This window comes from Naasia aerilata (assembly GCF_030296595.1).
GTDB lineage: Bacteria > Actinomycetota > Actinomycetes > Actinomycetales > Microbacteriaceae > Naasia > Naasia aerilata.
In genome coordinates, this window is the sequence record NZ_AP027731.1 from 1,895,768 (window position 1) to 1,922,167 (window position 26,400).

At 69.6% G+C, this 26,400-nt stretch carries 21 protein-coding genes and 5 pseudogenes; 15 read left to right on the forward strand and 11 right to left on the reverse strand.

Translation table 11 applies throughout. The features are described 5' to 3' along the window. Positions 1–75 precede the first annotated feature (75 nt). On the forward strand, positions 76–957 hold the full coding sequence (locus QUE51_RS09950; protein ID WP_286276240.1) for a helix-turn-helix transcriptional regulator: 882 nt from the start codon (positions 76–78) through the stop codon (positions 955–957). 21 nt (positions 958–978) lie between these two features. Here the strand turns inward: QUE51_RS09950 and QUE51_RS09955 are convergent, their stop codons facing one another. After that, positions 979–2,568, reverse strand: a complete 1,590-nt coding sequence (locus QUE51_RS09955; RefSeq protein ID WP_286276241.1) for a peptidoglycan DD-metalloendopeptidase family protein — start codon at positions 2,566–2,568, stop codon at positions 979–981. A 137-nt stretch (positions 2,569–2,705) separates the two neighbouring features. Here QUE51_RS09955 and QUE51_RS09960 point away from each other — a divergent pair, with 137 nt between their 5' ends. Continuing rightward, positions 2,706–3,962 carry an MFS transporter gene (locus QUE51_RS09960; RefSeq protein WP_286276243.1) on the forward strand — a complete coding sequence of 419 codons (1,257 nt, stop codon included), beginning with the start codon at positions 2,706–2,708 and terminating at the stop codon, positions 3,960–3,962. A gap of 114 nt (positions 3,963–4,076) precedes the next feature. Here QUE51_RS09960 and QUE51_RS09965 read toward each other — a convergent pair whose 3' ends face one another. The 4 genes from QUE51_RS09965 to QUE51_RS09980 form a co-directional block, all read right to left on the reverse strand. After that, positions 4,077–4,997 carry a carbohydrate ABC transporter permease gene (locus QUE51_RS09965; protein WP_286276244.1) on the reverse strand — a complete coding sequence of 307 codons (921 nt, stop codon included), beginning with the start codon at positions 4,995–4,997 and terminating at the stop codon, positions 4,077–4,079. Then, positions 4,994–5,863: a carbohydrate ABC transporter permease gene (locus QUE51_RS09970; protein ID WP_286276245.1), complete on the reverse strand. Its 870-nt coding sequence runs from the start codon at positions 5,861–5,863 to the stop codon at positions 4,994–4,996. Before QUE51_RS09970 ends, QUE51_RS09965 begins: the two co-directional genes overlap by 4 nt. 74 nt (positions 5,864–5,937) lie before the next feature. Next, positions 5,938–7,266, reverse strand: a complete 1,329-nt coding sequence (locus QUE51_RS09975) for an ABC transporter substrate-binding protein (RefSeq protein WP_286276246.1) — start codon at positions 7,264–7,266, stop codon at positions 5,938–5,940. 140 nt (positions 7,267–7,406) lie between these two features. After that, the gene (locus QUE51_RS09980; protein ID WP_286276247.1) at positions 7,407–8,453 is read right to left on the reverse strand and encodes a LacI family DNA-binding transcriptional regulator; all 1,047 of its coding nucleotides are present in this window, start codon (positions 8,451–8,453) and stop codon (positions 7,407–7,409) included. A 522-nt stretch (positions 8,454–8,975) separates the two neighbouring features. Between QUE51_RS09980 and QUE51_RS09985 the strand changes: the two are divergent. From QUE51_RS09985 to QUE51_RS10025, 9 genes and pseudogenes are all read left to right on the forward strand, one after another. After that, positions 8,976–10,003 (forward strand): annotated as a pseudogene (locus QUE51_RS09985) (glycoside hydrolase family 172 protein). Positions 10,004–10,006: 3 nt separating this feature from the next. Beyond that, positions 10,007–10,408 (forward strand): annotated as a pseudogene (locus QUE51_RS18090) (glycoside hydrolase family protein); the annotation flags it as partial. Continuing rightward, on the forward strand, positions 10,351–11,253 hold the full coding sequence (locus QUE51_RS09995; protein WP_286276250.1) for a glycoside hydrolase family 32 protein: 903 nt from the start codon (positions 10,351–10,353) through the stop codon (positions 11,251–11,253). The pseudogene QUE51_RS18090 and the gene QUE51_RS09995, both read left to right, overlap by 58 nt. 29 nt (positions 11,254–11,282) lie before the next feature. Continuing rightward, positions 11,283–12,191: a PfkB family carbohydrate kinase gene (locus QUE51_RS10000; RefSeq protein WP_286276251.1), complete on the forward strand. Its 909-nt coding sequence runs from the start codon at positions 11,283–11,285 to the stop codon at positions 12,189–12,191. A gap of 85 nt (positions 12,192–12,276) precedes the next feature. After that, entirely contained in the window at positions 12,277–12,807 is a 531-nt protein-coding gene (locus tag QUE51_RS10005; RefSeq protein WP_286276252.1) for a hypothetical protein, read from the forward strand. Between the two features lie 113 nt (positions 12,808–12,920). Continuing rightward, the gene (locus QUE51_RS10010) at positions 12,921–13,901 is read left to right on the forward strand and encodes an ABC transporter permease (protein ID WP_286276254.1); all 981 of its coding nucleotides are present in this window, start codon (positions 12,921–12,923) and stop codon (positions 13,899–13,901) included. Next, positions 13,898–14,824, forward strand: coding sequence for an ABC transporter permease (locus tag QUE51_RS10015; RefSeq protein ID WP_286276256.1), 927 nt, complete (start codon positions 13,898–13,900; stop codon positions 14,822–14,824). The genes QUE51_RS10010 and QUE51_RS10015 overlap by 4 nt, the downstream gene beginning before the upstream one ends. After that, positions 14,775–16,888, forward strand: a pseudogene (locus QUE51_RS10020) (dipeptide ABC transporter ATP-binding protein). The gene QUE51_RS10015 and the pseudogene QUE51_RS10020 overlap by 50 nt, the downstream one beginning before the upstream one ends. A gap of 42 nt (positions 16,889–16,930) precedes the next feature. Next, positions 16,931–18,634 carry an ABC transporter family substrate-binding protein gene (locus QUE51_RS10025; protein ID WP_286276257.1) on the forward strand — a complete coding sequence of 568 codons (1,704 nt, stop codon included), beginning with the start codon at positions 16,931–16,933 and terminating at the stop codon, positions 18,632–18,634. 165 nt (positions 18,635–18,799) lie between these two features. On the opposite strand, the gene QUE51_RS10030 is transcribed toward QUE51_RS10025, so the two are convergent. After that, the gene (locus QUE51_RS10030) at positions 18,800–19,714 is read right to left on the reverse strand and encodes an aminotransferase-like domain-containing protein (RefSeq protein WP_350226774.1); all 915 of its coding nucleotides are present in this window, start codon (positions 19,712–19,714) and stop codon (positions 18,800–18,802) included. A 172-nt stretch (positions 19,715–19,886) separates the two neighbouring features. Next, positions 19,887–20,135, reverse strand: a pseudogene (locus tag QUE51_RS18100) (GntR family transcriptional regulator); the annotation flags it as partial. A 61-nt stretch (positions 20,136–20,196) separates the two neighbouring features. Here QUE51_RS18100 and yczE point away from each other — a divergent pair. From yczE to QUE51_RS10045, 3 genes are all read left to right on the forward strand, one after another. Then, the gene (gene yczE / locus QUE51_RS10035; protein WP_286276258.1) at positions 20,197–20,850 is read left to right on the forward strand and encodes a membrane protein YczE; all 654 of its coding nucleotides are present in this window, start codon (positions 20,197–20,199) and stop codon (positions 20,848–20,850) included. 127 nt (positions 20,851–20,977) lie between these two features. Beyond that, on the forward strand, positions 20,978–21,424 hold the full coding sequence (locus QUE51_RS18520) for a DUF7882 family protein (protein ID WP_491562650.1): 447 nt from the start codon (positions 20,978–20,980) through the stop codon (positions 21,422–21,424). Between the two features lie 28 nt (positions 21,425–21,452). Next, positions 21,453–22,409, forward strand: a complete 957-nt coding sequence (locus QUE51_RS10045; protein WP_491562658.1) for an MBL fold metallo-hydrolase — start codon at positions 21,453–21,455, stop codon at positions 22,407–22,409. Between the two features lie 19 nt (positions 22,410–22,428). Here QUE51_RS10045 and QUE51_RS10050 read toward each other — a convergent pair whose 3' ends face one another. The 4 genes and pseudogenes from QUE51_RS10050 to QUE51_RS10065 form a co-directional block, all read right to left on the reverse strand. Further along, positions 22,429–22,641: a hypothetical protein gene (locus QUE51_RS10050; RefSeq protein ID WP_286276262.1), complete on the reverse strand. Its 213-nt coding sequence runs from the start codon at positions 22,639–22,641 to the stop codon at positions 22,429–22,431. Positions 22,642–22,841: 200 nt separating this feature from the next. After that, positions 22,842–23,546, reverse strand: a pseudogene (locus QUE51_RS18105) (Gfo/Idh/MocA family protein); the annotation flags it as partial. Beyond that, positions 23,543–24,631, reverse strand: a complete 1,089-nt coding sequence (locus QUE51_RS10060; protein WP_286276264.1) for a Gfo/Idh/MocA family protein — start codon at positions 24,629–24,631, stop codon at positions 23,543–23,545. The pseudogene QUE51_RS18105 and the gene QUE51_RS10060, both read right to left, overlap by 4 nt. A 29-nt stretch (positions 24,632–24,660) precedes the next feature. After that, positions 24,661–25,815 carry an ROK family transcriptional regulator gene (locus QUE51_RS10065; protein ID WP_286279345.1) on the reverse strand — a complete coding sequence of 385 codons (1,155 nt, stop codon included), beginning with the start codon at positions 25,813–25,815 and terminating at the stop codon, positions 24,661–24,663. A 117-nt stretch (positions 25,816–25,932) separates the two neighbouring features. Between QUE51_RS10065 and QUE51_RS10070 the strand changes: the two genes are divergently transcribed. Then, the gene (locus QUE51_RS10070; RefSeq protein WP_286276265.1) at positions 25,933–26,382 is read left to right on the forward strand and encodes a VOC family protein; all 450 of its coding nucleotides are present in this window, start codon (positions 25,933–25,935) and stop codon (positions 26,380–26,382) included. Positions 26,383–26,400: the final 18 nt, after the last annotated feature.

Consider the following 26,400-nt stretch of genomic DNA (forward strand, 5'->3'; position numbering starts at 1 on the left):
GGAACGGGGAGTCCCTGCTGAAGGGTGTACCGGCAGGGCACCCCACCGGCCCGCACCGGGACCTACCCTGACGGGATGGACAACCGATCCGAGGTCCGCGACTTCCTTATGTCGCGGCGCGCTCGCGTCAGCCCCGAGCTGGCCGGCCTCCCCTCCGGCGTTCACCGCCGCGTTCCGGGGCTGAGGCGCAGCGAGGTCGCCGCGCTCGCCGGCGTGAGCGTCGAGTACTACGCCAAGCTGGAGCGCGGTTCGATCGCGGGAGCGTCGGGCTCGGTGCTGGAGGCGATCTCCCGCGCGCTGCAGCTCGACGACACGGAGCGTGCGCACCTGCTCGACCTCGCGCGAGCGGCCGACGGGATCCCAACCTCGGGCCGCCCGCGGCGCCGGCCGACCAGGCAGAGCGGGTCCCGGCCCAGCCTGCAGTGGGCGCTCGAGGCGATCACCGAGGGGGTCGCCTTCGTCCGCAACTCCCAGCAGGACATCCTGGCGATGAACGCGCTGGGCCGGGCGTTCTACTCACCCGTGATCGGCGACGGCGGGCGCACTCCCAACCTGGCGCGCTTCCAGTTCCTCGATCCCGCCTCCCGCGACTTCTACCCCGACTGGGACATGTTCGCCGAGATGTGCGTGGCCATCATGCGGGCCGAGGCGGGCCGCGACCCGCACGACCGGGGCCTGCAGGACCTGGTCGGGGAGCTCTCCACTCAGAGCGCGACCTTCCGCGCCCTCTGGGGAGCCCACAACGTCCGGACCCATGGCACGGGCACGAAGCGCTTCACCCATCCGGTGGTGGGGGAGCTCGTGCTCGCCTACGAGGAGCTGTCGGTCACGGCGGAGCCCGGAATGGTGCTCATGGTCTACACGGCGGAGCCGGGCTCGCCCTCCGCGGAGCGCCTGCGGCTGCTCGCCTCCTGGGCGCGGACCGAGGAGCTGCACCGGGAGGGCGAGCAGGTCTGACGTGCGTCTCCCAGGTGCGCGCTAGCCCTGGCCCGCGTCGGGGGTAGGGCTCGGTGAGGGGGAGGCGCCCGGTGCCGGTATGGCGCTGGACGACGGGGTGGTGCCGGCGACGGGCTTCGTGGTGGCCGTCGGTTCGGGAGTCGGGGCGACGGTCTGTTGCGGCGTCGGAGTCGGGTCAGGAGTCTGGCTGGGTGCAGGCGTCGGGGCCGGTGCAGCGGGCCCGGTTGCTCCCGGGGTCGGGCTGGGCGCCGGGACCACGCTCGGGCTGGGCTCTGGTGTGGTGACGGGCGTGGGCAGGACCGTCGGCGTCGGCGTCGGCGTCGGCGTGGGCGTCGGCGTCGGAGTCGCGCCGGGTGCCGGCGGGGGAGTGCCGGCCGGGGCCGCCGCGGGAGTGCAGGACGTGTCCGCACGGTAGGTGAGCGTCGGGCTGCCGATCAGGAGACCCTCCGAGCTCGCGGCGGTCACCGTCACCGTGCCCGCGGGAGCGGCGAAGGAGAAGGTGCCGTCTGCCGCCCGGGTCGCGGGGACCCGTGCCGAGCCCACGAGCACCTCCGTCACGTCGGGGAAGTGTCCGACCAGCCGGAAGGTCGTCCCGCCGCACGTCGAGGCCACGGGCACGACCTCGGCAGACGATCCTTCGGTCGCCACGATCGCGGTCAGCTCGCCAGGCTGTTGGAGCGAGTTCGCATCGGGCGGCTCGTAGCCCCAGTCCACGGGAGCGGGACCCGGAGTGGTCGACTCGCCGCCCGGTGCGGCAGCATCAGGCGCGTCGTCCACGATGACGGGTGCACGGTCGCCGGGCGGGCCGGCGTGCCTCAGAAGCCAGCCGTACGGGTCGATCGCCTGGGTGCCGTCGAGCCGCACCTCGAGATGCAGGTGCGGGCCGGTGGACCACCCGGTGCTGCCGACGCGGCCGACGATCTCGCCGGCGCCGACTGTCTGGCCTTCCGTGAGCGGGACGGATCCGACCCGCATGTGCGCGTAGGTGCTCGTCAGCATCTGCGAGTCGACCGTGTGCTCGATCACGACATGGACGCCGAGCCCACCGCTGTCCTCGACATTCCGGACGATGCCGTCAGCGATGGCGTAGACGGGCGCGCCATCGCCCGGCAGGAAGTCCGTGCCCTGGTGGAAGCTCGAGCAGCGCGGGCACGGAGGCACTCGGGGGCCGAAGCCGTCCGAGATCCGCACCGGACCCGCGAACGGCCACCGCGCGAGGAAATGGGTGGCGGTGTCGCCCCCGTCCGCTTGGGCAGCCGGCTGAGCGTCGGCTTCTGCTCCGGGCGCCGTCGTGGCATGGGCGACCGTGTGCGCCGCAGCCTTGAGCGTCGGGCGAATCGGTGTGCCGGGCTCGGTGGGAGCAAGGGTCGCGGGAAGGGCCAGAGGCACGATCTCCGGCGAGGGCCCGCTGTCGACCGCGGCAGCCGCAGCCGCACCGGCGAGGCCGAGAGCCACCGTCAGCCCGAGCGCGAAGACGACTCCCCGGCGAGGCGGGGTGGGCGCGCGGTGGCGGGGGTTCGCATGGGTGGCCTCGGGTCTGGCCGTAAAAATTATGCAGGCGGGAGCCCGCTCGGGTGCTCGACAGTACGACGTGGCGGGTCGGGCGAACAAGGACTCCTGGCCCTTTCACATGAATGAGGCGTGACGCGGCGTTCGCCACCAACACCAGAGCCGCGGACGGCAAGCACGTTGTGCAGGTCTCGGTCGCATCCGGCGCGGCGACGGGGACCGGTGCCTAGGCTGACCTGGTGAGATTCGCCGCGCTGCGGGCGCCGTCGTTCAAGGGGCTCCTGGCGGGCGGCACGCTCCTCATGGCGGGCGACAACGCGGAACACGCGATCACCTACCTCGCGATGTGGCAGGCCTTCCACTCGCCTCTGCTCGCCGGGTTCGCGATCGTCGCGCACTGGGCTCCGCACCTGTTCTTCGGCGTGCTGTTCGGCGGGCTTGCTGACCGGTTCGACAATCGCCGGATCATCCAGATAGCGCTCGGCATGTTCGCCCTCGCCTCGATCATCTGGGGCGTGCTGCTCGCCACCGACACGCTGCAGCCCTGGCACTGCGTCCTTCTCCTGCTGCTGCACGGCTTCGCGAGCGCTCTGTGGCGGCCCGCCGACCAGCTGATGATCTACGACATCGTCGGACCGGAGCACCTGCCGAGCGGGGTGCGGCTCCTGGCGACCGGGATCTCACTCGGTCAGCTGGTCGGGCCCGCGATCGGCGCTGTCCTGCTCTCCACGGTGGGGCCGGCCGTCGGACTCTTCGTCAATGTCGTCCTCTATGTGCCCTTCCTGATTTATCTCTTCGTGACGCCGGCGACCGGGCATCGGCGCCGCACCGAGTCGGTCGCGCGGCCGAGCCTGCGCGGTGCGTTCGCGGTGCTGGGGGAGGTGCCGCGCTACAAGGCGATCTCCACGGTGCTGCTGCTCCAGGCGGCGATCGGCCTGCTCATCGGCATGGCGATCATGACCCTGCTGCCCGAGTTCGGTGAGCTGCTCGGCAGCGACGGATCCGGTGTGGGATACGCCCTCCTGCTCACCGCTACGGCGGCCGGCGCCGTGACGGGCGGCCTGCTGCTCGAAGGGGTGGGCCGGCTGGCTCCGTCCCCGGTCGGGGCGGCGTCCTTCGGCGTCGTGCTGGCCGTCGCCGCCATCACGTTCGCGCTGTCGCGCGATCTCCTGCTCTCCGTGGCCGCGCTCTTCGTCGTCGGGATCGCGTCGCTCGCGTCCGAGTCGACCTCGCAGACCGTGGTCCAGCTCGGGGCGCCGTCGGCGCGGCGGGGCGCGTTCATGGGGGTCTACTCGATGACGAGCCTGGGGTCCCGGATGGGCTCGGGTGTCCTCGTCGCAGTGCTCGGCGGGCTCCTCGGCGTCTCCGCGACCATCGCCATCAACGGCGTTGTGCTCGGCCTGGTCGCCGCCACGCTGGTCGCTGTCTCGCTCGTGCGCGCCGGCCGAGCTCTAGCCACGGGCGAACCGGAGGTTGCGGACTCAGTCCCCAGGTAGCGCCGCGGGCATCGGACCGGCCACGTCCCGGGCTCCTGCGACGGGTATGGGCCGTCTGGCCCCGCACCCGTCGCCCCGGTGCTCGCGCACAGAGGCGGCACGGGTCTCGCGCCGCTAGCCCTTCACCGCTCCGACGGTCATCCCCGCGATCACGTGACGCTGGAAGAGCGCATAGATGACCAGCTGGGGGAGCAGCACGAGGGTCGCCGACGCCATCATGCCGCCGTAGTCGACGGTGTACTGGCCCTGGAATCGCGACACCGCGAGCGAGACGGTGACCATGTTGGGATCGTTGATGAGGATCGACGCGAACGGGAACTCGTTGAAGACGTAGACGACGTTGAAGATGAGGATCGTCGCGATCACCGGGCGCATGAGCGGGAGGACGACGCTCCAGCAGAGCCGCCAGAGGCCGACTCCGTCGATGATCGCCGCCTCCTCGATCTCGCCCGGGAAGTCGCGCAGGAAGCCGGTGAGCAGCAGGGTGTTGAACGGGATCGACACGGCGATGTACGGCACGATCAGGGCGGCGTAGGTGCCGAAGATCCCCAGCGTCAGGTCGAGCCGGTAGACCGGGAACAGCAGGATGTACACCGGCACGGCGAGCCCGGCGAGCAGGTAGAACCGCAGCGAGGACTGACCCGCCTTGCGCCGGAAGATCATCCGGGTGAGGGCGAACGCGGCCATGAAGGACACCGCCGCGCCGACGGTCACCGAGATGATCGCGATGAGGAACGTGTTGGCGTACATCTGCACGAGCGGGAGCGACGTGAGGGCGTTGAGGTAGTTCTGGATCGTCAGGGATGTGAAGGAGAACGGGTCGCCGAGGATCTTCGAGCTCGGCTGGAACGAGAGCAGGACGATCCAGAGCAGCGGCAGGATGATGAGGAACGTGACGAGGTAGGCGGCGACGCCGGCGACGATGCTCGTCGTCCGTGCCCGTCGCGCCCACGGCCCGCGGGAGGACGGGGCGCGCAACTGCGCAGTCTCCGCGGCGGGCCGGATCTCGTCGGTGACGGGGGCGGCGGCGCTCATGCGGTCCTCCCGCGCCGGGCGAGGGCGAGGTAGCCGGCGGAGACGATGGCTCCGAGCACGGTGACGATGACGGCGATCGCCATGCCCGAGCCGTACTGCTGGTTGGTGAACGTGACGAAGTACATGTAGCTGACCAATGTCTCGGAGCGGTGGACGGGCCCGCCGCCGGTGAGCATGTAGACGAGTTCGAAGATCTTGAAGATGTTCGTGATGAGCAGGACCGTGACGATCGCAAAGGTCTCGCGCATCATCGGGATCGTCACGAAGCGCAGCTGCTGCCAGCCGGTGGCGCCGTCGAGGGCGCTGGCCTCCATGACGTCGCCGGGGAGGAGCTGCAGACCGGCGTAGAAGATCGTCATCGCGAAGCCGATGCTGCTCCAGATGAAGACCAGAGAGATGGCGTAGGGGGTCAGGGTGTCGCCGCCGATCCACTGCACGGGCGCGACTCCGATGCCGGCGAGGAGCCGGTTGATCAGCCCGATCTTCGGATCGAGGATGAAGACCCAGATGAGGCCCGCGAGGATCGGCGCGATGATGGCCGGCCCGAAGACGAGCGCCCGCAGCGCCCCGCCGCCGGGGATCTTCCTGCGCAGCAGGAGGGCGAGCGCGAAGGAGAGCGGGATGAGCAGGACGAGGCTGACGACCAGGATGACGACCGTGTTCTGGAGCGCCTGCCAGAAGAAGGGGTCCTGGCCGAGGGCGGCGTAGTTGCCGAACCCGATGAACTCGGGTGTGCCGAAGCCCTGGAACTTGGTGAAGCTGAACCACACCGAGTAGAGCACCGGGTAGACCACGAACATCGTGAAGAGGACGACCGCGGGGGCGACCATCAGGAGGATCTTCCAGCGGGAGCTGACCCAGATCATCGATTGCCGCCTTCCTGGCGTGAGGGGAGGTGAGCGGGGAGGAGCCCGGACGATCGCGTCCGGGCCCCTCGCACTCACTCGGCGTCGAGCGCCTTCTGGACCAGGTCGACCGCCTGCTGCGGCGAGAGCTGGTTCTGGATCACGCCGTAGATGCTGTCGTACATCGCGCTCGCCACCGCGGTCGAGACCAGGAGGTCGGGCTGCGACTCGGGGCTGGTCACACCGGGCGCGGTCGAGGCGTCCAGCGCGGCCTTGAGGACGCTCTGCTTCTCGGCGTCGAGCTGCGGCTCGTAGTCGGTCACCGGGGGCTGCCCGTTGTCGACCAGCAGCTGCTGCGCCTCGTCGCCGTAGTAGAAGGCCAGGAACTTCTTGACCGCCGCGAGCTTGGTCTTGTCGTCGCCAACCTTGTGGCTGACGGCGAACGGGGCGGAGGCGACGTTCATCACGATGTTCTGCTCGCCGACGCCGTCATCGAACTGCGGGCCGATCCAGAAGCCCGCGTCCGGTCCCACCTGGGACTCCTGGATGGCGCTCGAGGCCCACACGCCTGCATCGAGCATCGCAGCCTTGCCGCTGGTGAACTGGTCGACGGCCTGCTGGTAGGTCTGCGTGGAGACGTTGGTGGGGAACGCGCCCGCCTCGCGGAGCTCGGCGATGTGCTGGTAGAGCCGGAGGAAGTCCGGGTTGCTGTACTTCTCCGAGCCGTCCAGCAGCCCCTTCACCTTGTCCTGGTAGCCGAACCGGTCGAGGTCGACCAGGAAGCTCCAGACGCTGAACGAGGACTGGTTGGCGCCGTTCGAGATCGTCGGGATGCCCTTCGCGCTCAGCGTCTTCGCGACGTTGAGGAGGTCGTCGAACGTGACGGGGACCTCGAGGCCGTTGTCGGCGAGGATCTTTTTGTTGTACCAGAGGCCGGTGAGCAGGCCCTGGTACGGGACCCCGTAGATCACCTTCCCGCTGCTGAACCCCGAGATGGTGCTCTTCGGGAAGTGCTCGGTCAGCTCGAGGTCGTCGAGGACGGGGGCCAGGTCGAGGAGCTTGCCCGCCTGCTGCATCTGCTCGGCGGTGGACTTGTAGACCCAGAAGATGTCGGGGAGCGTGTCGCTCTGCGCCGCGATGGACAGCTTCTGGAGGTGCTCCGCGACGGCCTCGCCGCTCACCTTCACCGTGATGTCGGGGTTGGCCTTCTCGAAGGCCTGCACGATCGCCCAGGTGGCGGGATCGGCCGTCTTCACGTCCGGGTTCTGCAGGGAGAGGGAGATCTCGGTCTTGCCTCCGGAGGAGGTCGAGCCCGATCCGCCGGCGCTCGCGCAGCCGGCGACGCTGAGCAGCGTCGCGCCGACCGTCAGGGCGGCGAGGGCGATCCTGCGGACCGAGCGGCCGCGGGTCTGTGGCAATGACATGTCATCTCCTTTGATGAGGGACGCAGCTGTCGCTGGTCCTTCTCCTCCGCCGCGAGGGTCTCCGGGGAGGCTATCTGCGAATGTGATCGAAACGTTTGCGCCAAACGTTTTCCTGAGAGTAGGGGTGGGTGCCGAGTGTGTCAAGCAGGCTCGGCGACCGCGTCCGCGACGCGGTCGGCATCGACGCCGGGGAAGTCCTCGGTGGAGGCTCGGAACTCGATGGACTGCTGGAGCCGAACCGTTCTCGGTCGGGCGTCGCCGTCGTGCAGCCGGTCCGCGAGCAACCGGACGGCGGCCACACCCACGTCGAAGGCCGGCTGGCGGACGGTCGTGATCTGCGGCTCGAAGAGGTCCGAGTGGTTGAAGCCGTCGAAGGCTGCGAAGGCGACCTCGCCCGGGATGGTGAGGCCAGCGGTACGTGCGGTCCGGAGAGCCGAGACCGCGAGCGGGGTGCTGCCCGCGATGACCGCCGTCGGCCGCGCCGGCGCCCGGAAAGCGTCGAGCAGGCGGTCCTTCAGCTCGTCGTCGTCCGTCCCGCTGAGCACGATCTGGTCGGCGGGATCGAGCCCCGCGGCGCGGATGGCGTTCCCGAACCCCTCGCCGCGCTCGCGCAAGGTCGGCACCCGGATATCGCCCGCCATCAGGGCGAATCGGCGGTGGCCTGCGGCAATCAGGTGGGCCACCAGGCGCTCCATGGGCTCCCGGTTGTCCGCGCCGACCTGGTCGAACGGAAGGTCGGGGAACACTCGGTCGAGCAGGACGATGGGCGTCTTCTCCTCCTCGAGGAGCTGCAGCAGGCCGGGCGTGGACACGGCGGCGCGGCCGAGGATGAGCCCGTCGACGCGGCGGTCGAGGAGTGCGTGGGTGGCGCGCTCCTCGCGCTCCGGGTTCTCCGCCGAGTTCGCGAGGATGAGCGTGAGTCCCAGGTTGGCGGCCGCGTGCTCGACCCCGTGCACCATCTCCGCGAATGCCGGCTCGCCGGCGTCGGGCACCACGAGGCCGATGCTGTCGGTTCGGGATCGGCGCAGGGCCCGGGCGAGGGCGTCCTGCCGGTAGCCCGTTCGCGAGATGGCGTCGAGCACGCGCTGCTTCGTCTCGGGCTCGACGTGCCGGGTCCCGTTGAGCACGTGCGAGACGGTGGAGATCGACACTCCTGCCATCTCGGCCACCTGGACCATTGTCGCCATCAGGGCTCCTTCGCGCCATTCGTTTGCGCAAAGTTAGCGCATCACGGGCGACGGGCGTCAATCCAGGGCGGGGAGCGGCGCGGCGCACTTGCAGCCGGTGGATCGCTCGCCCTAGCATCGCCTGACGCTAGACAAACGTTTCGACGCAGCAAGGCACCCGCGCCGCTCCTACGGGCCGGGTAAGGAAGGACGACGATGACCGACTCCTCAGGACCCGCCGGCATGCTCGGCGACCTCACCCGCCACCGCCCCGCACGCACGGCGCGGGCATCGAGCTTCGACCAGACCGGGCGCAACCGAGACAACTGGATCGTCATGCCGGGGGAGGAGCGCACGCTCGCCGACATCGAGGGCCCCGGCTTCATCACGCACATCTGGATGACGCAGTCGTGCCGCATCCAGCCCGGCCCCGGTCAGATCGACCCGAACGTGGTGGGGGTGCCGATGCTCGAGATCCACAACGCGCTCGGCGTCAGCTGGGAGACGGTCGACCCGGACTACTACCGGAAGATCGTGCTCAAGATGTACTGGGACGACCAGGAGACCCCGAGCGTGGTCGCGCCGCTCGGCGACTTCTTCGGCCTGATGAACTCGCTCTCCGGCTCCTACGAATCGCTGCCTCTCTCCGTCTCGGCCAAGGAGCCCGAGCTGCACACCTTCGGGGGAAGCGCCGCCTTCAACAGCTACTTCCGGATGCCCTTCGGCACGCGCGCCCGCATCGTGGTCGAGAACCAGAACGACATCCCCTACCTGCAGTACTTCTACATCGACTACGAGCTCGTTCGCGACCCCCTGCCCGAGGACACGCTCTACTTCCACGCGCACTGGCGCCGCGCCCTGCCCAACCAGGGCTGGGGGCCCGACCTGCAGGCCAACAGCATCGAGACGACCGTGGCGAACCTCGACGGCAAGGACAACTACGTCGCGCTCGAGACGGAGGGCCGTGGCCACTACGTCGGCTGCAACCTGGCGGTCCGTCACTTCCAGGGCTCCTGGTGGGGGAGGGCGACGACATGATCTTCATCGACGACGACACCTGGCCGCCCAGCCTGCACGGCACCGGCATGGAGGACTACTTCGGCCACGCGTGGGGCATGCAGCACAACGCCTACCTCTTCAACGGCACCATTGTGCACGAGGAGGACGTGCCCGGCTTCCATCACAGCTACCGCTTCCACATGGTCGACCCGATCCGGTTCGAGAAGCGGATCAAGGTGACCTTCGAGCACGGCCACGGCAACCACCTCTCCGATGACTGGTCGTCGACCGTGTACTGGTACCAGAACCTGCCGTCCCCGGTCCTGACCATCCCCGAGGTGGAGCAGCGCCTGCCGCTGCGACCCGTCGATCGGGTTCTCGAGACGCCCCTCCCGGAGCTGAACGACGAGCAGAAGGTCGCCCGGGCGGCGGCGGCGAAGCGCATGGAGGAGTTCGTCGCCAAGCGGGACGCGCTGCGGGCCGAGCGGCAGAAGCAGATCGACGACTGGGAGACGGGCAACGCGGCGATCGCCCGGGACGTCCGTGCCCGATTCGACGCCGAGGAGGGCTGACGCATGCGGCCGCAGTTCCACTTCACCGCGGAGAGCGGCTGGATCAACGACCCCCATGGGATCACGGTCAAGGACGGTGAGTATCACGCCTTCTACCAGTACGTCCCGGGCAGCACGGTCTGGGCTCCCAACTGCCATTGGGGCCACGCGAAGGGCGCTGACCTGTTCACGCTCACCGAGCTGCCCATCGCGATCGCTCCCGGCGAGGGCGACGACGGCATCTGGACGGGATCCCTCGTCACCGGGGACGACGGCGGTGTGCGCATCTTCTACACCTCGACCGCGCAGCCGAACATCGGCATCGGACGAGTCCGCGTCGCCACGCCGCTCGACCCGGGCTGGATCCGGTGGCGCAAAGGGGACTTCGTCGCGGACGCGCCCGCGGGCCTCGACGTCATCGCCTACCGGGACCCCTTCCTCAGGAAGGAGCCCGAGGGCTGGCGGATGTTCCTGGCCGGGGGCTCGCGGACGGCACGGCGACCGCGCTGTCCTACACCTCGGCGGACCTCGACGAGTGGCAGTACGAGGGCATCGCCCTGGAACGGTCCACCACCGAGCGCAGTCCGGTCTGGATGGGCGCCCTCTGGGAGTGCCCGCAGATCATCGAGGTGGACGGGTGCCATGTCATGGTGTCCTCGGTCTGGGACGACGACGTGCTGCACTATGCCGGCTACGCGGTCGGGCGGTACGCGGACGGGCACTTCGAGGCCGAATCCTGGGGGCAGCTCACCTTCGGCCCGAGCTACTACGCGCCCTCGTTCTTCCGGGATGCGGAGGGCCGCCCCTGCCTGACCTTCTGGATGCGGGGCATCGCCGACCTCGAGGCGGGCTGGGCGAGCGCCCACAGCGTGCCGCACGTCCTCACTCTCGACGGGGACGTGCTCGTGGCCACCCCGCATCCCGACCTCGAGAAGTACCGAGGCGGGGTCACGGCAGACGGAGCGCTGCCCGCCCTCGCCGGCGACATCGTCTGGGTGCCGGAGCGCGGGAGCGAGCTGACCATCACATCAGGCGGCACGTCGGCGCTGGTGCTCTCCGCCGAGGACGACCGCCTTCAGGCCCGCACTCCTTCAGGAGGGTGGTCCGTGCCCTATACCGACGGCGAAGTGCGAGTGCTTCTCGACGCTCAAGTCGCGGAGGTGTCGACGTCGAGAGGTGTGCTCGGCCTGGCGCTCGAACCGGCGGCGGACCACTACGCGGTCGCAGGCGACGGCTCCGGCACCGTGCTGGTTCGGCCGCTCATACGATGAGCGCGCCGATCGAGAGGCTTCCTGCGGAGGTGCTCGTCCTGGGCGAAGCGCTCGTCGACGTCGTGCGGGAGCCGGACGGCACGGAGTCGCGGTCCCCCGGCGGCTCGCCCATGAACGTCGCTGTCGCCCTGGGGCGGCTCGGATCGCAGGTCCAGCTGCGCACGGCGCTGGGCACGGACGCCGACGGCGACCTGGTTGCTGAGCACCTTGCTGCCTCGCGCGTGTCATTGCTGGAGCCGCGGCGGGGCCGAACCTCGACGGCTACGGCGACCATCGCCGCCGACGGGTCCGCCGAGTACGAGTTCGACATCCACTGGGAGCTGGAGGAGCGGCCGCCGACGACCGCGACCGCCGTTCACGCGGGCTCGATCGCGCTCTTCCTGGAGCCCGGCGCGTCAGCAGTAGGGCAGGCCTTGCAAGACGGTGGCGGTTTCGTATCCGTGGATCCCAACATCCGTCCAGCGATGATGCCCTCGCCTCAGGAGGCGCGCGGACGGCTCGAGGAGCTGGTCCCGGTCATCGACGTGCTCAAGATCAGCGAAGAGGACAGCGCTTGGCTCTTCCCTGAGCGCGAACCTCTCGACGTCGCAGGCAGGTACTCCGATGCTGGTGTGGCCCTGGTGGTCGTCACGCGAGGGGCGCGAGGGTCGGTGCTTCTGTCCCGGGCGGCGTCGGTGGAGGTTGCGGCGCCCCGTGTCGAGGTGGTCGACACGATCGGCGCCGGCGACAGTTACATGGGCGCGCTGCTGTTTCTCCTCCTCAGGGAACTCCGAGCGGGGGACGGATTGAGTCACCTGACAGCCTCGGACCTCACCTGGCTGGGCACTTTCTCGGCCACCGCGGCCGCCCTGACCGTGACCCGGCGCGGCGCGGATCCCCCGACGCTGGACCAGTTGCGGGGAGCGCTGATCGACAAGACGTGGCCATCCGTCCCGTAGCCTTTCCCAGTCCGTGCGGCCCGACCCTGTGTCCGATCAGGACCGCGGTATCCCACCGCACACGCTGGACGACACGGAGGCCACGATGTCGAGCAGCGCCGGCCGGGCTCGGGTCCTGCGGCCCGCGTCGGCGGGTATCGCGTTCTGGCTCGGGGTCGCGATAGCGGCGTGGGCCGTCTTCGATGCGGCCCGCGTGGGTCCGGCCGCGGGCGTGCGGTGGGGCGCGATCGCCGTGCTCGTCCTCTGGGTGCTCTGGGTCCTGCTGTGGCGGCCGTCGATCCGGCTGCGCGACGACGAGCTCGTGGTCGTGAACGCGATGCGGACCTGGACCATCCCGTGGTCCCGCGTCCGCTCCGTCGAGTCCCGCCTCCAGTACGTGTTCGTGCTCGACGACGGTCGCGCCGTCACGGCGTGGGGGAGTCCCGCCCTCAGCAGGTCGAGGGGCGCCCCAGGCAGCGGCGTGGACCTGCAGCCGCTCGTGAGCGCGCCGGCTCCGACGGCCGAACCGGCTCCGATCCTGCGGCGGGCCGCATGGTGGAGCCTGGCGATCCCGGCCGTCGCCGCGGTCTGCCTGGTCGCCGAGTCGGTCGTTTCCGCCACTGCTTCGGGCCTTTGACCGATCAAATCATCCGGCGCGCCCCCATATTGGTGCGTTTCGCGCCCCTATTGTAGGTTCTGTCGTCCGGCGCCCGCCGGGTCGCACCACCAGAGTCGCCTCCGATCGGGCCCGTGATCCTCTACCTCCTCCGTCGAGTTCTCAACTATGTGATCTTGACCGTCATCGCCTCCTGCGGTGCGTACATGCTCGCGAGTGCGACCATGAACCCGACCTACCCGCTGGAGCAGCGCCACCCGCGCCCTCCGCAGTCGACCATCGACTCGCTGCGGGACGCGTGGGGCGTCAATCCGGACGTGCCCCTGATCGAGCGCACCTGGACCTGGTTCACGGGCGTCCTGCACGGCGACTTCGGCCTCGGCGTCAACAACCATCCGGTCGCGGACGCGCTGTTCTCGCGGGCGGGGGTCAGCCTCCAGCTGCTGCTCATCGGCTCGATCCTCGGCGCCGTCCTGGGAGTCGTCCTCGGCGTCTGGGGCGCCGTGCGGCAGTACCGGGCGAGTGACCAGGTCGTCACCTACGGCTCCTACTTCATCATCGCGATGCCGACCTACGTGCTCGCCTACGTCCTCATGCTCATCGCGATCTTCGTCAACAGCGTGCTGGGCTTCCACCTGCTCGCCTTCGTCGGGCAGTACAGCGCGGACCAGCCGGCGGGCTTCTTTCCGCAGCTGTGGGATCGGGCGACGCACCTCTTCCTGCCGACGCTGGTCCTCGTGCTCGGGGCGGCGGCGAGCTACAGCCGGTACCAGCGCAGCGCGATGCTCGACGTCCTCGGCTCCGACTACATCCGCACCGCCCGGGCGAAGGGGCTGCTGCGCGGCCGCGCCCTGGTCCGCCACGGTGTCCGGGTGGCGCTGATCCCCATGTCGACCTACTTCGCCTACAGCTTCGGCCTGCTCGTCACCGGCGCGACGATCCTCGAGATCGTCTTCAGCTGGCACGGGATGGGCGAGCTCTCGGTGATCTCGATCCAGAAGGAAGACGTGAACTCGATCGCCGGATCCACCTTCTTCGTCGCCGTGCTCATCCTCTGCTCGTCGACCCTCTCCGAGGTCCTCAACGCCGCGCTCGATCCCCGGGTCCGCCGATGATGCCGGAGCTGGTGCTCGCCCAGGGCGAGCCGGTCGAGGGGCCGACGCCCGAGACCCCGCCGGGCCGCCGCGGATCGCGCGCTGCCATTGTGTGGCGCACGCTCCGCAGGAATGCCCGCTTCTGGGTCGGGGCCTCGCTCCTCGTGCTCCTTCTCCTCTGGGCCGTCGCCGGTCCCTACCTCTGGCAGTGGCGGGCGTCGGACCAGGACACCTCCTGGCTGCTGGCGCCGCCGATGGCCGGTCACTGGTTCGGCACGGACGAGCTGGGACACGACGTGTACGCCCAGGTCATGAGCGGACTCGGCGTCTCGCTCACCGTCGGCTTCATCGGCGGCCTGCTCGCCACGGCCCTCGCAGCGATCATCGGGGCGTTCGCCGGCTACATCGGCGGCATCGGCGACGCGATCATCACCTGGTTCGTGAACCTGCTGCTCGTCATCCCGACGTTCTTCATCCTCATCATCTGCTACCCCTTCTTCCGGGGCGAGTCGTACTGGATCATCGCGCTGTTCTTCGGCCTGACCGGGTGGATGATCACCTCGCAGGTCATCCGGGCCCAGACCCGGGCGCTCCGCGACCGCGACTATGTGCGGGCCGCGCGCTTCATGGGCTTCCCGCCCTTCAGCGTCGTGCGCCGCCACATCATCCCCAACGTGGCGTCGTTGCTCATCGTCGATGCGGCCCTCGGCATCGGCGGAGTGATCCTGGCCGAGACGACCCTGTCCATCTTCGGCTTCGGCATCCAGCCGCCGGCCGTCTCGCTGGGCGGGCTGATCTTCGACGGCAGCTCGTCGGCGACGACGCGGCCGTGGCTGTTCATGTTCCCGGGCTTCACGCTCGTCGCGATCCTGTTCTCCCTCAACCTGCTCGGCGATGCCCTGCGCGACGCGATCGACCCGACGTCAGGGGCCAACCGTGGCTGAGCCGCTGCTGTCGGTCCGGAACCTGAGCGTCACGTTCCCCAACCGTTCGGGCGACGTCCACGCGGTCCGCGGCGTGGACTACGACATCGACGAGGGCGAGTTCTTCGGCATCGTCGGCGAATCGGGCTCCGGCAAGTCGGTGTCCTCACTCGCGGTCATGGGGCTGCTCCCGGACAACGCCCAGGTCACCGGCGAGATCCGGTTCGGCGGGCGCAACCTCCTCGATCTCGATGACCGCGCGCTCTCCCGGATCCGCGGTCGGGACATCGCGATCGTCTTCCAGGACCCGCTGTCCGCGCTCACGCCGGTCTACACGGTGGGCGATCAGATCGCCGAGGCGGTGCGGATCCACGACCGTGCGGTGACCCGCCAGGCCGCGAGCGCCCGCGCGGTGGAACTGCTCCGGGTCGTCGGGATCCCGGATCCGGTGCGGCGCGCGTCGTCCTTCGCGCACGAGTTCTCCGGCGGCATGCGCCAGCGGGTGATGATCGCCATGGCGATCGCGAACAACCCGCGCCTCATCATCGCGGACGAGCCGACGACGGCGCTGGACGTGACGATCCAGGCCCAGATCCTCGAGGTGCTCGAGAAGGCGCGCGAGATCACCGGCGCCGCGGTCTCCTCATCACGCACGACCTGGGGGTCATCGCCGGCCACGCCGACCGCGTCGGGGTGATGTACGCCGGCAAGCTCGTCGAGGTCGGCACCGCGAACGAGGTCTTCCACGCGCCGACGATGCCGTACACGATCGGGCTTCTGCGCTCGGTGCCGAACATCCGAACCGCGGGAACCCAGCGTCTGGTGACCCTCGCGGGGCGTCCGCCCTCGCTCAGCGCGCTTCCCCGCGGCTGCCCCTTCGCCGATCGCTGCCCGCTCGCCATCGCGGTGTGCCGGGAGGTCGAGCCCGCCCTCGTTCCGCCGGTCGCGGCAGGACCATCGGCGCACCCGGCCGCGTGCCACCGCGCGGACGAGATCGCGTCCGGCGCGATCCCGCGCCCGGCGGTGTTCCCGGTCGCCGACGCACTGCCTGACGCGGTGCGGGCGGCCCGCGGCACCGACGACGTGCTCACCGTCCGCGGACTCAAGCGGCACTTCCCCCTGCTCGGCGGCGGCTTCCTGCGCCGCCCGGTCGGCACGGTCCGCGCCGTCGACGGCGTCTCCTTCGAGGTGGCGCCCGGGCGCACCTTCGCGCTCGTGGGGGAGTCGGGCTGCGGCAAGACGACGACGGTCCTCGAGGTCATGGAGCTCGCGAAGCCCCAGGAGGGTGAGATCCTCCTCGACGGAACGGACGTGGGAACGGTCGGCCGCTCGGAGCGACGCGCGCTGCGGTCCGACATCCAGATGGTCTTCCAGGATGCCGCGGCAGCCGTGGATCCGCGCCTCCCGGTCGGCGACGTCATCGCCGAGCCGCTTCTGGCCCAGGGGGCGCCGCGGGCCGAGCGGGACGCGCGCGTCGCCGAGCTCCTCGAGCTCGTCGGCCTCGACCGCTCGATGTCGGAGCGCTACCCGCACGAGTTCTCGGGAGGCCAGCGCCAGCGCATCGGCATCGCCCGCGGGCTCGCGACCCGGCCGAAGATCCTCATCCTGGACGAGCCGGTGTCGGCCCTCGACGTCTCGGTGCAGGCCGGCATCATCAACCTGCTCGAGGACCTCAAGGTGGAGCTCGGCCTCGCGATGGTGTTCGTGGCGCACGACCTGGCGATCGTCCGCCAGATCGCCGACGAGGTGGGCGTGATGTACCTCGGCCGGATCATCGAGCAGGGGCCGATCGCCGAGGTGTTCGGCACGCCGCGGCACCCGTACACGCAGGCCCTGATGTCGGCGGCGCCCATCCCGGACCCGGCGATCGAGCGCAGCCGCGAGCGGATCGTCCTGGATGGTGACCTGCCGAGCCCGGCGCAGCGGATCGACGGGTGTCGCTTCCGCACCCGGTGCCCGCTGTACCGGATGCTCGACGCGGATGCTCGCTCGCTCTGCGACTCTGTCGACCCCGAGCTCGAGCCCCACGGCGACGCGCGCGTGGCCTGCCATCACGTCGAGCGGAACCCGCTCGTCGTCGCCTGATTTCCGTCCAGCAGGGCGGGGAACCGAGAGAAAGAAGATCACATGATCCGCAAGAGCACAGCGCTTGCCGGTATCGCGGTGTTCGGCGTGGGCGTGGCGCTCCTCGCCGGGTGCTCGACACCGACGCCGAGCAAGTCGAGCGCCCCTGCCGCCGAGCTGCCGCTCGTCGGCTACAAGGACGTGGCCTACGACGACGTGACGCAGGGCGGCACGCTGAACATCGCCGCCGCCTATGGCCCGAACGATGTCGGCAACTGGAACACCGCACAGGCGAACACCGCCGACGTCGTGGTGCTCGACTTCCTGGCACCCACCCTCGGCTCGCCGGCGATCGCCGACGCGAAGGGCAACTGGAAGCCTGACCCGAACTTTGCCACCTCGATCGAGCTCACCAGCGAGGACCCGCAGGTGGTCAACGTCAAGCTCAACCCGGACGCGAAGTTCGAGGGCGGGCAGCCGATCACGGCGGCGGACTATCAGGCGCTGTTCGCCGCGTTCTCCGGCAAGGACGAGGCCTATGAGATCGCCTCCTCGGCCGGCTACGACGACGTCGCCTCGTTCGATGTCGTCTCCGACACCGAGTTCAACGTCACCTTCGACACCCCGTACGCCGACTGGCCGAACCTGTTCCTCGCCAACCCGATCCCGGCCTCGATCGCGAGCGACCCGACCGTGTTTAACACCGGCTACGTCGACAAGCCCGTTCCTTCGATCGGCCCCTACAAGTTCGACACGCTGGACGCGGACGCGGGCGTGTACACCTTCGTCCCCAACCCGGACTGGTGGGGCCCCAAGCCGAAGCTCGACAAGATCACGATGACCGTGATCGAGGACCAGACCGCGCAGGCCAACGCCTTCGCCGACGACACCCTCGACGCCGTCGAGATCGTGACGCCGGACCAGCTGTCCATCGCCTCGGCCAAGAAGGGCGCGACCATCCAGACCTCGGGCGGTCTCACCTATGCCCAGGTCACCCTCAACGCCACCGCTGAGCCGCTCGACGACCTCGACGTGCGCAAGGCCGTGGCGAAGTCGATCGACCGGGAGGCGATCGCCGCAGTCATGTACGCCGGAATGGACGCGGAGCCGACCACCGACGGGAACTACATCTTCATGCCCGGCCAGACCGGCTATGAGGACGTCGTCGGGAAGGACCTCGCATACGACCTGAAGGGCGCCGCGCAACTGCTCGAGAAGGCGGGCTGGAAGCACGACGAGTCGGCCAAGAAGTGGACGAAGGACGGCAAGGACCTGACGCTGTCGGTCACGGTTCCGGACGGCACGCCGTCGAACTCGGCGCGTGCCGAGCAGGTGCAATCGTCGCTCGCGAAGAACGATATTAAGGTCACCATCGACACAGTCCCCTCGGGCGACTACTTCACCGACATCTCGTCGGGGAAGTTCCAGATGGTGTCGTTCGGCTGGCAGGGCACGCTCTTCCCGATCTCGACCGCGGAGTCGCTCTTCTACCCGGCGGGCGACCCCGCGAAGCCGGATGAGGGGCAGAACTACTCGTTCACCACGGACGAGTCGCTCGGCGACCTGTGGGACAAGGCCAACTCGGAGCTCGACCCCGACAAGCGCCTCGAGATCGCCAAGAAGATCAACCACGTGATCGCCGGGTTCGTCCCCATGGTGCCGATCGCGCCCTACGTCGAGAAGTACGCGACGGACGGCGACCTGGCCAACTTCGGCACGGCCACGTTCCAGTCCTCCGACTGGACGAAGGTCGGCTTCACGAAGTAGCCGGTATCCCACGACCCGATGCCCGGTCTCGCCTCGTGCGAGCCGGGCATCGGCGCGTTCGGAGCGCTCGTCGTGAGCGTCAGACGACGGCCGAGAGAGGAGGCTCCAAGGTTCGGGGAGCGCTCGCGACATCGGACCAGACCTCGGCGAGGATGTCGACGGCCCTCACACACGCCTCCGGGCCGGCGGAGAACGGGATGCGCAGGAACCGCTCGAATGCCCCGTCGAGTCCGAACCACGGTCCGGCGGCGATCCGCAGCCCCGGGACCTCGCGCCGAGCGCGAGCTGCGAACTGACCGGTGCGTCGAAGCGGACCCAGGCGAAGAGCCCGCCGCTGACCTCCGGAACGTGCCACTCCGGCAGTCTCTCGCCGAGCCGGGCCAGGAGGGCGTCCCGCGCGGTGCCCAGCTCCCGGGTCCGGTGCTGCAGCACGTCGTCGAACTCGCCGAGGAGCTCCGTCACGACGAGCTGGTCGAAGACCGCTGTGCCGAGGTCGGCAGCGGGACGGGCGGCCGCGAGGGCCGCGATGTGCTCCTCACCCGCCCGGATCCAGCCCACCCGGAGGCCGCCCCACATGGTCTTGCTGGCCGAGCCGATGGTCACCACGCTCGAGCGGCGAGAGGCGAACGCTGCCGGCGGCAGACGGGCGCCGCGGTCGATGTCGAGCTCGCCGGTCGTCTCGTCGACGAGCAGGAGCGTGCCGGTGTCCTCGGCCATCCGCACAAGGCGCCGCCGCTCGTCCTCGGACATCGAGCGGCTGGTGGGGTTGTGGAAGTCGGGCATGACGTAGGCGAGCACGGGCGCCGCCCGCCGGAGCAGCTGCTCTGCCTCGTCGAGGTTCCATCCCGTGTCGGAGTCGACGGCGAGCGGCAGAAGCCTGGCTCCCGCCGCGCGGAGCGCCTCGTAGGCGTGCGGATAGCCCGGGGTCTCCACGACAGCCCGGTCCCCGCGGCTCAGCAGTGTGCGTGCCACGAGCGCGATGGCGGGCTGGGCGCCGGACGTGATGAGCAGCTGTGACGGAGAGGTCGGTACGCCCCGCGCGGTGTAGCGGGCGGCCAGCGCCTCGCGCAGCGCCGGGATGCCGAGGAACTCGTACCCGGGGCCGCCGAGGGCGGCAGGGAGGCGGGGAGTGCGCGCTCGGCCGCCGCCTGGAAGCCCGGCACGGCGGCGGAGGAGGCGGTCGCGAAGTCGAGCATGCCGTCGATGGAGCCGGGGAGTCGATCGCGCCGCCCGGGATGCGGATCACGCTGCCCGAGCCGCGCAGCGTCTCGACGTAGCCGGCCGCGCGCAGCTCGTCGAGCGCCGCCGCGATGGTGTTCCGGCTGGCGCCGAGCCGCTCGGCCAGCTCCCGCTCGCCCGGCAGCCGGCTCCCCGCGGGCAGCCGGCCGTCGATGGCGAGCAGCCGCAGCCGGTCGGCGAGGGTGCGGTAGCCCGCGCCGGGAGCGGAGCGCCAGTCGCTCAGCAGCTCCGCCAGCTGTGCTGCTCCGATCGACCGCGCCATGGCGCCACTGTATCCGAAGTGGCACTGTTCTATGGGTCCAGTTCTGCGATTGGATCGACACGTGACCGACCGACTGCTCCTCGCCCGCTGGTCCCGTCTGCTCGCCGGGCTGGTGCTGTACGGCCTCGCCGACGGCCTGATCGTGCAGGCCGGAGTCGGCGTCACGCCGTGGGATGTGCTGGCTCAGGGTCTCTCGCTGCGGACGGGGATGCTGTTCGGCGTCGTCACCATCGCCATCGGGGCGCTCCTGCTGCTGCTCTGGATCCCCCTGCGCCAGCGACCCGGAGTCGGCACTCTGCTCAACGTGCTGATCGTCGGGGCTGCGGCCCAGGTGGTGTTGTGGATCCTGCCGACACCGGAGCCCCTGCTCGCCCGCATCGGGCTGTTCGTGCTCGGGCTCCTGCTCCTCGCCGTCGCCACCGGGCTCTACGTCGGCGCCCACTTCGGAGCCGGTCCGCGCGACGGTCTGATGATGGGAATCTCGCGGCGCTTCCGCTGGCCCATCTGGGTGGCGCGGACGACGATCGAGGGCACCGTCGTGGCCGTGGGCTGGCTGCTGGGGGGCAACGCGTCGATCGGCACGCTCGCCTTCGCCCTACTGATCGGTCCGCTGTGCCAGTTCACGATCCCGTTCTTCGCCCTGCCGGTGGCGGTCGTCTCGCCCGTGCCGACCGCTGAGTCGCGGAGGGAGGATCCGACATGGCACTCGGCTTGATCACGCTGGGACTGCTTGCCCTGACAGCAGTCGCCGGGACGGCGGCTCAGCTGCTGCGCGACGGCTATCGAGCGGTCCCGACCCGGCGGTGACCGCCGCAGCTGTTCCTTTGAGGCAGGATGCCGGTATGGGAAAGCTTGTCTACGGCGCTGACGTGTTCGACTTCGAGGACCGGACGCTGACTCATCTGCAGATGGTCATCTCGGCGAAGCTGCGCCGGGGCGAGCGCTTCTTCCTCTCCTGGAGCGACTCGGCGGGGTCGGTGACGGAACGGCATTCGATCTGGATCGACACGGGCCTGCCCATCCGGTTCTCCTACGAGGGGAGAACCAGCCGCCGGTCAGCCGGGAGTGGCTCGAGGTCCTCATCGCGGCGTCCAACTCGTCGGCGGGCCTCGTGGTCCGGCCCGAACCCCTGGAGAGCCAGGCCGCCGGCTAGACGAGCGCGTCGCGGGCGAGCCCGGGTCGCTGAAGCCGGGCGGGTGGGAGAACCGGCCCTGCCTCCATCGGCGAGGATGGACCTGTGCACCCCACCGTCCCATCGCAGTTCCGGGACTCCCAGTCCGACCGGATGACCGCTCCGGACCAGGTGGCGGAGGGCATCTGGTCGATCCCGACTGCGATGCCGAACCCCGGAATCCGTACACGTTCTGCTACGCGATCGCGGCGGACAACGGATCGATCCACCTGCTGGATCCCGGCTTCGATTCCGACGAGAACTGGCTGCTGCTCCAGGACGGGCTGCGCGGGCTCGGGCTCGGCCTCGACCGGGTCGAGAGCGTGTTCATCACCCACCTGCACCCCGATCACCTCGGCTTGGCGGATCGCGTCCGCACGGCGACCGGAGCCCGTGTCGGGATGCTCCGGCGCGAGCAGGAGGCGATCCGGCGCGGCGCGGGGCCCGGCGATGTCGAGGCGCGGCTTGTCGCCTGGGGTGTCCCCGCCGGGCAGCGGGAGGAGCTGCGGGCGATGCTCGGCGCCAGCGGGCGCACTGCGTCACTGGTTGCGGATGTCCTGCTCGAGGACGGCGACACGCTGCCGGTTCAGGGACGCGCGCTCGAGCTCGTCTCCACTCCGGGACACACCCCCGGCCACGCCTGTGTCGTCGACCGGGACGCCGGAGTCCTCTTCTCCGGCGACCACGTCCTGCCGAAGATCTATCCGGGCTTGGGCCTCGGCGGGCCGACCGAGACCAACCCCATCGCCGACTACCTCCGCTCCCTCGCGCGGGTGGAGGAGTTCGATGCCCTCGAGGTGGCGCCCGGCCACGAGTACCGATTCCGGGGGCTGGCGGAGCGGTGCGCCGCGATCCGCGAGCACCACGTGCGCCGGTCGGGCGAGGCCGCGCGCGTGATCGAGCGTCAGCCGGACGCGACCATCTTCGAGGTGGCTGCGCAGCTGCCGTGGACCGCCGGCTGGGAGAACCTGCGCGGCTTCTTCCTCTTCTCGGCCCTCAGCCAGACGGAGGTGCACCTCGGATTCCTCCGCGATGGCGGCACGTCGGGCACCGATGAGGCGACAGGTCCAGGCCGCGGTGCCCAGACCGTGTACAACAGCTGACCCCTGTGCGCCGTTGTCGTCAGCGGAGGTTCGCGCCCACCGCTGAGGACGTCGCTGTGGCCAGTGAGGCAATGAAGGAGGTGGTCCCCGTCGTCGCCGACAGATACGCCGCCTCGATGACCGCCGAGAGCTGGCGCGCCAGTTCCGTGTTCTCGGGAGCGAAGTCGCCACTCTCGATGTTGGAGACCCACTTGTCGAACGCCTTGGGGAACGGCCCTGGGGGCAGCGGCACGGCCTCCCAGGTGTTCGAGGGGGCTCGAGGAGATTGCTGCGCAGATGGAGCACTCCATCCGGGCCCAGTCCCGACAGGGCGGGACTCACGTCCGCTCGGCGCCATCTCGCGGCCATCTCGCCGATGCCGTCGTCACTGAACACGAGACTCCCTTCGGTCCCGTGCACCTCGATGGTGAATGGCGTATATGCCGACACGGAGGTGGTCTCCGCAATGCCGATCGCTCCGTCCGGGTAGCTGAACGTGACCACGGCGTTGTCTTCGACGGGCCGGCCGGTCGCGTGGCCGAGGGTGGCGTGGACAGCGGCGGGGAGGCCCAGAAGGGCGCACACGAGGTAGACCGGGTGACAGAGGTCGATGAGCACACCGCCCTGGGCGGTCGCCGGGTCGTAGAAATGGTCGGGGAGGATGCCGCCCGGGGTCCCATTGAAGGGGAGCGCGAACGGATGGCCGTCCCGGATCCGGATCAGGGTCACTCGGCCGAGTGCGCCGTTGTCGATCAGCTGCTTGACTGCCGCCGTGTAGGCGTCGTCCGACCGCCACATCGACACCATGAGGGAGACGTTGGCCTCCTTGACTTCGGCGATGATCTCCTCGGCCTCGAGGAGTGTGGCGGCCACCACCTTCTCCGTGAAGACGTGCTTCCCCGCTCGCGCCGCCGCGGTGATGACCTCGCGATGGCGGCTCGTCTCGGAGGTCACGACGACCGCGTCGATGTCGTCACGTGCGAGGAGATCGCCGAGTCGCGAGTGGTAGTCGGCGCCCAGCCGCTCCGCGTGGGGTCTGCCGCGACCCTCGTCGTCGTCCCACACGGCCACGATCTCGGTGTTCGGGTTCGCCTCGGCGGCGGCGGCGTAGTCCTTCCCGTGCAGATGCCAGAAGCTGAGGATTCCGAGGCGGATCATGGGGAGACCTCCTGGTCGAGGGATCGCCAGGCTTGAGCCTCGGCGGAGGCGAATGCAGTCTCCAGGACGCGCTGGACCTGCCAACCGTCGAAGAAGCTCGGCACGGCGGTGCCGTCCTGGATTATGGCGTCGATGAAAGCGCGGTCGCCGACCGAGTGGACCGTGTTGGCAAGCTGGGGTTGCGCCGGGTCGACGCCTGCCCAGAAGCTGCTCGGGATCTCCAGCTCGCGGAACTCGCTGTCGATCGCACGAGCGCCGCGTAGGGTCGCTCCGGCGAAGGTGTGCTGCAGCTCCAGGGTCCCCGCCTCGCCTTGCAGGATGACCGTGTTCTGCTGCATCCGGTCCGCTTCATGAGCGACGACCCGGGTGGACATCGTGCCGTGCGCCCCATTCCCGAATCGGATGGCCAGCACCGCGGAGTCGTTCGCCGGGAGATAGTCCCCACCGTCGGAGGAGGGTCGGTTCACGAAGTGAGCGAGGTCCGCCGCTACGGCGCTGATGTCGCCGACGTACCACCTGGCCTGATCGACGAGGTAGCACCCGAGGTCGCCCAGTGCGCCGGTTCCGCGTCCGGCATCGAATCGCCATTGGTAGCCCGGTTGCCGGAAGAAGCCGTGCGTCAGCTCGAAGTGGGCTGCGTAGACCCGTCCGACATACCCCTCGTCGAGCAGCGCCTTCAGGTACCGGTGGTGGACCGAGTTGCGCAGCGCGAAGAAGCTCATGTGCTTGAGACCGCTGGCCGCAGCCGCCCGGTACATGCGCTCCGCGTCGGCGGCCGTGGAGGCCAGCGGCTTCTCACAGAGGACGTGGACGCCGGCCTCGAGTGCCTCGATCGTGATAGGCAGGTGCAGGTCGTCGGGCGCAATGATGGCTATGGCGTCCAGCTCTCCGGACTGAATCATGGCCCGGTAGTCGGCGAACACCTGAGGAATGCCGTATCGGTCGGCGACCTCGCGGGCCTTCTCCTGGTCGCGCCCCGCCAGGGCCACCAGGCGCGCGGAGGGGTGGCTCTGCAGCGCGCGGAGATGGGTCTCCGCATACCACGTGGTGCCCACCACGCCGACGCGCACGACACTGTCGTTCATATAACTCACTTCACTGTGACAGGCGCAGGTCAGCGGATGATCCGCTCGAGACCTTCAGGAGACAGAGCGTGCTGGATCGCGAGCTGTGCGGCGCCGGCCACGCCGGCAGCGCTCCCAGCTCGCGACTGCGCGATCACGAGGTTCTGCGTAGCCAGCGGTTCCGACCGCGCGTAGACGACTTCCCTAACGCCCGCCAGCAGGTGGTCGCCGGCCTCGGCCATCGATCCGCCGATCACGATGACCTCGGGATTGATGAAGCTGATGCAGGCCGTGAGGACTTCGCCGATGTCGCGGCCCGCCTGCCGGAGGGTGCGAAGTGCGATGGGGTTGCTCTCGCGCACAGCGTGAAGGACGTCGGGGATCGAGTGGGTGTCGAGCCCCTGCTCGCGGAGCGACGCCGCGAGAAAGGAGCCGGCGGCGTGCGCGCCGAGCGATGCCCCGTCGCGCGCAAGCCGAATGTGGCCGATCTCGCCGGCGATGCCGCGCGATCCGCGCTGCAGAGTGCCGCTGGAGATGACGCCCGCCCCCAGGCCGGTGGCCACCTTGACGAAGATGAGGTCGTCGACGCCGGGGTAGTGGAGGGCGCGTTCCCCGACCGCCATCAGGTTCACATCGTTGTCCACCAGGATGGGAACAGGGATGCGCTCGCGCAGGAAGTGGGGGACGTCGAAGCCGTCCCACCCGGGCATGATCGGCGGGTTGTTGGGGCGGCCGGTGGCGAACTCGACTGGGCCGGGGAGTCCCATGCCCAGTGCGAGGACGTCATCCGTGGACCGGTTGGCCTTAGCGAGAAGTCGCATGACCACCTCCGCGAGATGGCCGAGGATAGATTCCGGCCCGTCCGCGATGCGGATCTCCGCCAACTCCTCCTCGAGAGGTCGTCCAAGCAGATCGCAGAGCGCGATGGACGAGTGCGAGGCGCCCAGGTCGGCCGCGACGATGATCCGGCCGGCGCGATTGAGAGCGAACTGCGAGGGCGGCCGTCCTCCGGTAGAGGCTGCATCGCCAAAGGGAGCCACTAGCCCCGCCGACATCAGAGAGTCGATCCTGCTGGCGACCGTGGCCCGAGCCAGCCCGGTCACAGCCGCGAGTTCCGCTCGCGTCCTCGGCGCACCGTCGCGAAGGTGTTGGAAGAGCTCTCCGCTGCCCAGTGCGGGGCGCAGAGCCGGGGCGTCAGTGACCATGGCGACAACATACTCATTCGCGACAGCTTTTGCACAAGGAGCAGTCAGGTTTTTTGATCCCACAACAACTTATGCATGTCACTTGACAGAAGTATCCGCGGCCCATAGGTTCGCCGCATGCTCAACGAAGAGAAGCAGCACGAGCCGGGTGAAGCGCCCGCTCAGGTGCTCGGTCTTGACCATGTAGGCGTCATGGTCCCCGACCTCGACGCCGGAATCCGGTGGTACGAGACAGTCCTCGGTATGCACCTTCGTGACCGGTGGGCGAACGAGAACGTCGGCATGGAATGGGCCCACCTGAGCCTCGGCGCGCTGACCGTCGAGCTTGTGAAGCGCCCTGGCCTGACGCCGCCAAGCGACGTCCCCGCCGCCGGATACCACCACCTGGCCCTGTGCGTGGAGGACTGCGCCGCCACCGTGGAGAGGCTGCAGGCCTCCGGGGTCGAGGTCTTGTTCTCCACCTCGCACTTCGATCGACACGACATGGACTGGGCATTCGTCGAGGACGGCTTCGGGAATGTCATCGAAATCCTGTCCTACCGCTCCCTGCCGTCCAGCGACGGCTGAGATCCCCTGCACTTCCTG